General features: G+C 34.3%; 8 protein-coding genes and 1 pseudogene. 4 read left to right on the top strand and 5 right to left on the bottom strand.

Features of this window, described 5'->3' with window-relative positions; translation table 11 throughout:
- Positions 1–150, bottom strand: a pseudogene (locus Q0Q96_RS08295) (tyrosine-type recombinase/integrase); the annotation flags it as partial.
- A 164-nt stretch (positions 151–314) separates the two neighbouring features.
- Between Q0Q96_RS08295 and mutL the strand changes: the two are divergent.
- From mutL to Q0Q96_RS08275, 4 genes are read left to right on the top strand one after another with little or no spacing between them, the layout of a single operon-like run.
- Entirely contained in the window at positions 315–2165 is a 1851-nt protein-coding gene (gene mutL / locus Q0Q96_RS08290) for a DNA mismatch repair endonuclease MutL (RefSeq protein ID WP_293873593.1), read from the top strand.
- Positions 2162–2974 (top strand): rhomboid family intramembrane serine protease, encoded by an 813-nt coding sequence (locus Q0Q96_RS08285; protein WP_293873590.1) that lies wholly within the window; start codon positions 2162–2164, stop codon positions 2972–2974. Before mutL ends, Q0Q96_RS08285 begins: the two co-directional genes overlap by 4 nt.
- A gap of 3 nt (positions 2975–2977) precedes the next feature.
- Positions 2978–3829, top strand: a complete 852-nt coding sequence (locus tag Q0Q96_RS08280) for a rhomboid family intramembrane serine protease (RefSeq protein WP_293873587.1) — start codon at positions 2978–2980, stop codon at positions 3827–3829.
- A 6-nt stretch (positions 3830–3835) separates the two neighbouring features.
- A complete protein-coding gene (locus tag Q0Q96_RS08275; protein ID WP_293873584.1) occupies positions 3836–4885 on the top strand; it encodes an endonuclease/exonuclease/phosphatase family protein in 1050 nt (349 codons plus the stop codon).
- Here Q0Q96_RS08275 and Q0Q96_RS08270 read toward each other — a convergent pair whose 3' ends face one another.
- The 4 genes from Q0Q96_RS08270 to dapB all read right to left on the bottom strand — a co-directional run bounded on the left by Q0Q96_RS08270 (position 4886) and on the right by dapB (position 8315).
- Entirely contained in the window at positions 4886–5497 is a 612-nt protein-coding gene (locus tag Q0Q96_RS08270; protein ID WP_293873581.1) for a WbqC family protein, read from the bottom strand.
- Positions 5498–5596: 99 nt separating this feature from the next.
- Positions 5597–7147 carry a signal peptidase I gene (gene lepB / locus Q0Q96_RS08265; protein ID WP_293873579.1) on the bottom strand — a complete coding sequence of 517 codons (1551 nt, stop codon included), beginning with the start codon at positions 7145–7147 and terminating at the stop codon, positions 5597–5599.
- Positions 7148–7247: 100 nt separating this feature from the next.
- The gene (locus tag Q0Q96_RS08260; RefSeq protein ID WP_293873577.1) at positions 7248–7610 is read right to left on the bottom strand and encodes a four helix bundle protein; all 363 of its coding nucleotides are present in this window, start codon (positions 7608–7610) and stop codon (positions 7248–7250) included.
- A gap of 6 nt (positions 7611–7616) precedes the next feature.
- Positions 7617–8315, bottom strand: coding sequence for a 4-hydroxy-tetrahydrodipicolinate reductase (gene dapB, locus Q0Q96_RS08255; RefSeq protein WP_293873574.1), 699 nt, complete (start codon positions 8313–8315; stop codon positions 7617–7619).
- Positions 8316–8317 lie beyond the last annotated feature (2 nt).

Raw genomic sequence — 8317 nt, 5'->3', positions numbered from 1 at the left:
TTTCTTATTCAAGTTATCTACCATTCTATCTAGTGGGCTTTGTATTTTATCAACGGCTGTTTTGGTCAAATGCGTGTAAATAGTAGTGGTTTTTATACTTGAGTGTCCCAAAAACTGCTGTATGTAGCGTATATCGGTACCATTTTCTAATAAATGCGTGGCCTAGCTATGGCGCAACCAATGTAGCGTAACAGGTTTTGTAATTTTATTGGAGATTAATGAATTTTTATCTTTTAATCACCATAGTTTTTCCCTAAATTTGGTGCTTTGGTTTTCACTTTTAAACCATATACTTTAAACTGCAAAAAGAATAAATGTCGAGCATCATTCAATTACTTCCTGATCATGTTGCCAACCAAATTGCGGCGGGCGAAGTGGTACAAAGACCTGCATCTGTAGTTAAAGAATTGCTAGAAAACGCTGTAGATGCAAAAGCTACCGATATTAAACTCATTATTAAAGACGCTGGAAAATCCTTGATTCAAGTTATAGATAATGGCATTGGGATGAATGTTACCGATTCGCGCTTGTGTTTTGAACGCCATGCTACTTCTAAAATTCGGCATGCCGAGGATTTGTTTTCGCTGCACACCAAGGGATTTCGTGGCGAAGCATTAGCCTCTATTGCTGCCATTGCTCATGTGGAAATGAAAACTAAACAGGAGCAAGAGGAATTTGGGACACATTGTATCATTGAGGGAAGCAAATTTATGTCGCAGGAACCAGCGGTTTTGCCAAGGGGAACTTCGTTTTCTGTTAAGAATTTGTTTTTTAATATTCCGGCGCGACGCAATTTCTTAAAATCGGATACGGTGGAGCAGCGCTATATTGTAGATGAATTTCAGCGTGTTGCCCTGGCGCATCCTAGTATTCATTTTACGATGTATCATAACGGTAGTGAAATGTTTAACTTACCGATTTCGAATTTTAGGCAACGTATTGTTAATATTTTTTCGGGTAAAACCAATGAAAAGTTGGTGCCTGTAAAAGAAGAAACCGACATCGTAAATCTGCACGGATTTATAGGCAAGCCAGAGTTTGCCAAGAAAAATAGGGGAGAGCAATTTTTTTTTGTAAATGATAGGTTTATCAAAAGTGGTTATTTGCATCATGCGGTGATGGCTGCTTATGACGGATTGCTTTCGGCGGGCGCGCAACCAAGTTATTTTTTGTATCTGGACGTTCCGCCACACACCATTGACATTAATATTCATCCCACTAAAACTGAAATTAAGTTTGATGATGAGCATGCCTTGTATGCTATTTTGCGTGCTGCGATTAAGCATAGTTTGGGACAATTTAATGTTGCGCCTGTTTTAGATTTTGATAGAGATTCTAATTTAGACACCCCGTATCAATATCAAAATAAAGTTGTAGCGTACCCGACGATTCAGGTGGATAGGGAATACAATCCGTTTTCGGAAGAAAAATCAAATAAAACTTTTGCAGTTTCTTCTAATTTTAGAAAACCAGAAGCCCAACCTAGTTGGGAAAGTTTGTACGTAGGATTGAAACATGCAGGACAGCAAATTGCAGAAATGAGTTTTGAAACCGATGCTGTGTCGTCTTCTTTATTTGAAGAAAACTTACTAGATGAAGAAATAAAACGAACGTATCAGATTCATAAAAAATACATTGTTAGTCCTATAAAATCTGGGATGGTAATTATTAATCAAAAACGAGCACACGAAAGGGTGTTGTATGAAGGCTATTTGACCAGTATGACTGTTCAGAAGGCATCTAGTCAGCAATTGTTGTTTCCGTTGCAGTTGTATTTTTCATCAGGCGAAATCACTTTATTAGTCGAATTAAAAACAGCTCTCGAACATACGGGATTTATTTTTGAAACGATTGATGAGGACAGTGTGATTATTTCTGGCTTGCCGGTGAATGTAACGGAAAGCGAAATTTCTATTGTTTTGGAAGAGTTATTAAGTGATTTGCAAGATGGCATTCCGGATAGCAGTTTTTGTCAAAACGATACCATTGCCAAGTCGATGGCAAAAAGTTTGGCTGTAAAAACCGGAACGTATTTAACCGAAAAAGAACAAGAAAATTTGGTACACAATCTTTTTGGGTGTAGAGAACCCAATGTATCGCCGTTTCAAAAACCTACTTTCATCACGATGAGTGTGGAAGATTTAGATAAAAAATTCAGCTTATGATGCGCATGACCGAAACTGTAAAGCAGTTACTTATTATAAATATTATTTTTTTTATAGGCTCACAATTTGTAGCAATGGCTTATCCATTGTTTTCTTTGTATTATCCGTTAAGCCCCCATTTTAGAGTGTGGCAACCTTTAACCAGTATGTTTATGCATGCGCCAATGCCCAACTTGATGCATATTGTTTTCAATATGTTTGCTTTGGTTTCTTTTGGATCTGCTTTGGAGCATTTTTGGGGAGCGAAAAAGTTTATTTTCTTTTATATTTCTTGTGGATTAGGTGCGGCAGCGTTGCATACAGCCGTAAATTATTTCCAAATACAATATGCATTAGAGCAATTGTCAATTTTGAATTTTTCTAAAAACGATATTCAAATTCTTTTGAGTGCAGACTACGGCAGCGTCTTTGATGGTAATGGGCAAATGCTCGCGAGCAAAGTAAAAACTATTTTAGATAATGCAAAATGCAATCAGGATCAGTTTAATATATTGGCTTCGGCAGTACAAAATTTTCAATCTACTTCGTTGGGTGCTTCGGGTGCTATTTACGGATTGCTGACTGCGTTTGCGTTTATGTTTCCAATGGCAGAACTAGGAATTATGTTTATCCCGATTCCGATTAAAGCGAAATACTTTGTGCCTGGAATTATTGCAGTCGATTTGTTTTTAGGATTTAAAGGAAGCTCGCTTTTTGGCGCTGGCGGTACAGGAATTGCTCACTTTGCTCACATTGGCGGAGCCTTGACGGGTTTTATTATGATGTGGTACTGGAAGAAAAATCAGTTTAATAAAAATAGGTGGAACTAAGCTATGAGTATCATCGAGGATTTAAAGTTTCAGTATAAAATAGGAGGTATTTCCAATAAGATGATTTATTGGAATGTGGGCTTTTTTCTACTATCGATACTATTTTTCTACCAATTTAAGTTTGGCGTTTTTAACTATCCAAATTGGTTGGCGGTTTCATCTGAACCAAAAATTGTTTTAACAAGACCATGGACATTATTGACATATGCTTTTTTGCATTATGGATTTCTGCATTTGTTTTTTAATATGATGGTACTCAACTTTTCTAGTCGATTGTTTCTAACTTTTTTCACCCAAAAACAATATCTTGGTTTATATCTTTTGAGTGCCATTTTTGCAGGGTTGTGTTTTGTGTTGAGTTTTTATTTTTTACATCAAACCTCGGCTATGGTTGGTGCATCGGCAGCTATCATGGCCTTGCTAGTAGCCACCACAACGTATCAGCCTTTGATGGAAATTCGATTATTATTAATCGGAAATGTAAAACTTTGGCACATTACAGCTGTGCTGGTTATCTTGGATTTATTACAAATTCAGATGGATAACACAGGCGGTCATATTGCTCATTTAAGCGGAGCGTTTTTCGGTTATATTTACATCAAGTTGTTGCAAAACGGCACTGATTTAAGTAAAATTGTTGATTTTGTATTGAATTTATTTAGCAAAAAACAAGCTACACCTTTCAGAAAAGTGCATGTAAATCCTAGAAAACCCATGGTAAAAAGAGAGAGTAAAATTGTTGTTAAAGATAAATCGCAACAACAGTTGGATGAAATTTTGGATAAAATCAGCCAGTCAGGTTATGATAGTTTGAATAAAGAAGAAAAAGAATTCTTGTTCAAAGCTGGGAAATAAAGTGTAATGAAAAAATTATCGTGGTTTAATAAAGTAGTATTTGGTTTTAATATAGTTATTACTGTAGTGACTTTTGTTGCTTATGTTTTGCCGTTTCTGGCCCCTAAAATGTTTCCGCTGCTTTCAGTATTAACTTTGATTTTGCCTTTGTTTCTTATTTTAAACGCGTTATTTTTTATTTATTGGTTACTGCAATTAAAACGACAGGTGATTCTTTCGGGTGTCGTTTTATTATTGGGCATTACTTTTATCAATAAGTTTTACAAATTCTCCTCTACAGATAAAATAAGTGAAGAAAAAGATTTTACTGTAATGAGTTACAACGTGCGCTTGTTTAATTTATTTGATTGGATTCCTTATAGAAACGTTGGTGATGCTATTTTGGGGTTTATCAATGAGCAAAACCCTGACATTTTATGCATTCAAGAATATTCAGAAACTGCCAAAGTAGATTTGCGAATTTACAAGTACAAAGCCATTTTTATGGAAGGCAAAAAAATAAAAACTGGACAAGCAATTTTCTCTAAATTTCCCATATTTAATCAAGGCGATTTCAAAATTCCACAGGCGGGAAACAATATTATCTATGCTGATATAAAAATCGGAAAAGATACTTTGAGAGTTTATAATATTCATTTACAATCTATCAAAATATCACCTGATGTTAATGAGATTTCAGAGCATGTTGACTCCATCAATCAAAGCAAATCAGAGCAGGTTTTTACCCGAATTCGGGATGCTTTTTCTAAACAAGAACAACAAGCCGAAATCTTGTTCAAGCATAAAAGTAATTGTCCGTATCCGATTATTATATGTGGTGACATGAACAATAGTCCATTTTCTTATGTATATCGAAGTATAAAAACCGATTTGAATGATTGTTTTGAAGAAGCAGGAAATGGTTTTGGACAAACGTATAAGTTTAAATATTATCCCGCTCGAATAGATTATATTTTTGCTAATAAAAAAATGACAGTCAAAAGTTTTACGACTTTTACTGCGTTTGAAAATTCCGATCATTTTCCGGTAATGACACGCTTGAGTTTTTTGGAGTAGTTAGAGCAGTTGTTTTCTTATATACTCCAAGGCAAAGCGTCCCTCATTAAACAACAAATCTAAAACCGAAAGATTGTTTAAAAAGCCGTGTTTGTCTCCAAAAACTTGGGTGTACGATTCAAATTTTGAAGTATCTTTTTTTCCGTTAATCAAATGTCGACAATCTACTTTTTCATCTACGTTGTGGAAGAATTCTGATGTTTCATTATAGTCAAATTCTAATCGCAAGCATTTAGAAACAATCGACATGGTTTCTAGGTTCAAATCCATCAAAAAAGTATGTTTTTTTTGAAAAATTGGAAGTAAATCATCTTCAAAATATTCAAAAAACGGCGATGTTCTGTATGCCGCTTCGAGCGATTTGAAATGTTGTTTTTGCCAATCAAAGTCATTTTCAATCTTGACTTCTTTAATGCGTTGATGCCTATTGTTGCTGTGTTTTACTGGAACATTCAATAGTTGAATTCCGTTTGGACTGTAAATATACATCCGGCTCCGATTAGTTTGTTTCTGAAAATTATCTTCCATTTCAAAGGTCACCAAATTTGCATTGGCAATCGCTATAAAATTGCTGATAGATGGGAAATAAGACGGATGGATAATGATGTTCACTTGGTTTAAAGTTTTAAAAGTCAAAAGTCATAAAATCTAAAACAGACTGAATGACTTTTTACATTTTCAAATTTTCAAATTATCTAATTTTCAAATTGATTAAGTTTTGTTCGCTTTTCTTTTTTTCCAAAAATAATCACCTATAAAATATAGCGCCAACAACCCAAGGAAGATTTTAAAATAGGATTGCGGTTGTCCCTCGCCACTCACAGTTGTAAATAGTCGTTCCCAACGTATTTTGTTGAGCCCTTTTCCGGAAGAATTCCAACTCATCCAAATAAAAACAGGTTTACCCACAATGTGATTTTCGGGAACGTAACCCCAGTAACGGCAGTCTTCTGAATTATGCCTGTTATCTCCCATCATCCAATAGTAATTTTGTTTGAAAGTATAGGAAGTTATTTTTTTATCATTTACATATATATCATTGCCAACTACTTTTAAAGTATTGTTTTCGTAGACTGCGATAATTCGCTTGTAAAAAGGAAGCGTTTTCAAATTTAACGCTACTGTTTTTCCAGCTTCTGGAATATAAATTGGACCAAAATTGTCTGCATTCCAATTTGGATTATGAGTAAAAATATTAGATTCTCCTTTTTTTGTAACCACTTGTGTAACTGATTTTATACCAGGAATATTTTTTAATCTTTCGGCTGCAGCTTTTGTAAGTGCTCTAATATACAGGGTATCTCTAACTTCATTTTTAAAACCATAGCCGTCTGTTGAGCCAAGATCTTGTAACAGGTATTCAAAATCTAAAGAGGCATTCATATCATAAGTAACATTATAAGAATATTGTGTTTTTGCTCTTTCTGGTAAAATCAATTCTTTTCCGTTGATGTAAACTGTTCCGTTTTTTATTTGTAGCGAATCACCAGGAGTGCCTTGACAACGTTTTACATAATTTGATTTTTTGTCTACCGGTTTCAAAATGCTTCTTCCCGATGTGTCAAAAAATTTGTATACAGTGTCAGCTGGCCAATTGAAAACGACAATGTCATTTTTGCTCACTTTTTGTAATCCTGGAAATCTGAAATAAGGTAATTGTGGCCAACTTAAATATGATTTTGTTTTTACGATAGGTAAAGTATCATGAACCATTGGTGCTGCTACAGTAGTCATAGGAGTTCGTGCGCCGTAATGAAATTTACTTACAAAAAGAAAATCGCCTACCAATAATGATTTTTCCAAAGAAGAGGTCGGAATAGTATAGGGTTGCATCACATATGTATGCACCAATGTCGCCACAACAACTGCAAATAGTAGTGAACTAACAGTGTCACCGGTTTTGGTAGTAGCTATTAAACTTCTATCGGCAATATGCTTTACCTCTTGGGTATAATTTATGTAATAAATATAAAAGCCAAAAGTAACTATACCAAGCCAAGTATCTATAGATGATTTTCTACCAAAACTTCGCAACGTTTCTACCCATATTACAGGAAACATAATAAGATTGATGATGGGAATAAACAATAAAATTGTCCACCATGAAGGACGATTGATTATTTTCATTAAAACAATAGCATTGTAAACTGGGATAAATGCTTCCCAAGATTGTCTTCCTGCCTTTTGGTACAATTTCCATGTGCCAAGACCATGGATGATTTGAACTAATAGAAAAAATATAAACCATTGAAATAGTGACATGTTATTGAGTTTGAAAGATTATGAGTGAATAAGTTTATAATTTTGCTTATTTGTTACAAATTTTATTAAGAATATAGAAAATAGAACAAAGCAAACAGATTTATGTAAGTCCATTTTGAAATGACATTGTCATTCTTTGAAAATCTTCTATTTTTAATTCTAGTTTTTGAAATGTATTTTCGATTATATATTTTCTATGTTTTGCAACTATTAACTGTGTTATTAATTCAAAAAATAATCCCAAGGAGCTATCTAAAAAATGACTGAAAGACTTATCTGTTCTTGATGACCCTTCCGCTATATTACTGGGAATTGAAACTGAACATCTGCTTATTTGAATACTTAAATCATATCTTTCATGTTTAGTAAAATCAATTAAAACATCAGATATATCATTTGTAATTTCTACACCCAATTGCCAAATCTTTAAATTTTTGTAATTATGACGTTTGTTTGAACTCATCCAAGTTTATTTTCTATTTTCTAAATCTAAAACATCTTTCATCGAGAAAACCCCTTCTTTGCCAATGAGCCATTCGGCGGCAATTACAGCACCCAGCGCAAAGCCAACTCGATTTTGTGCAACATGCTTAATTTCAATAAAATCGACATCAGATTTGTAATACACACTGTGCGTTCCGGGAATATCATTTATTCGTTTTACTTCTATATGAATTTGATTTTCAGTCGATTTTCCTTCGGTCCACGTGGTGTAATTTGAATTTTCAATAATTTCTTTAGCCAATGAAATTGCTGTTCCGCTTGGGGAATCTAATTTTTGGGTGTGATGAATTTCTTCTAAAGATACTTTGTACACTTCGTTGAATTTCGTCATTAATTTTGCAAGATAACTATTCAGTTCGAAAAATAAATTAACACCCAAACTAAAATTAGAACCATACAAAAAGCTACCTTTTTTTTCTTCACACAAATGAACTATATCGTCGTAACGACCCAGCCAACCTGTAGTTCCAGAAACGATGGGAATTCCTGTATTAAGAGCTGTAGAAATATTTTCAACTGCCACATGTGGTGCGCTAAAATCGATAGCAACATCGGCAGTTGATAAGCCTGCAAAAGTATTGGTTTCGTCTTTTTTTAAAACAATTTCGTGGCCTCTATTTAGAGCAATACTTTCGATCACTTTTCCCATTTTCCCATATCCCAACA

This window comes from Flavobacterium sp. (assembly GCF_025352015.1).
Lineage (GTDB): Bacteria > Bacteroidota > Bacteroidia > Flavobacteriales > Flavobacteriaceae > Flavobacterium.
The sequence above is the reverse complement of the archived record's forward strand: the minus strand, read 5'-3'. Positions and strand labels throughout refer to the sequence as shown.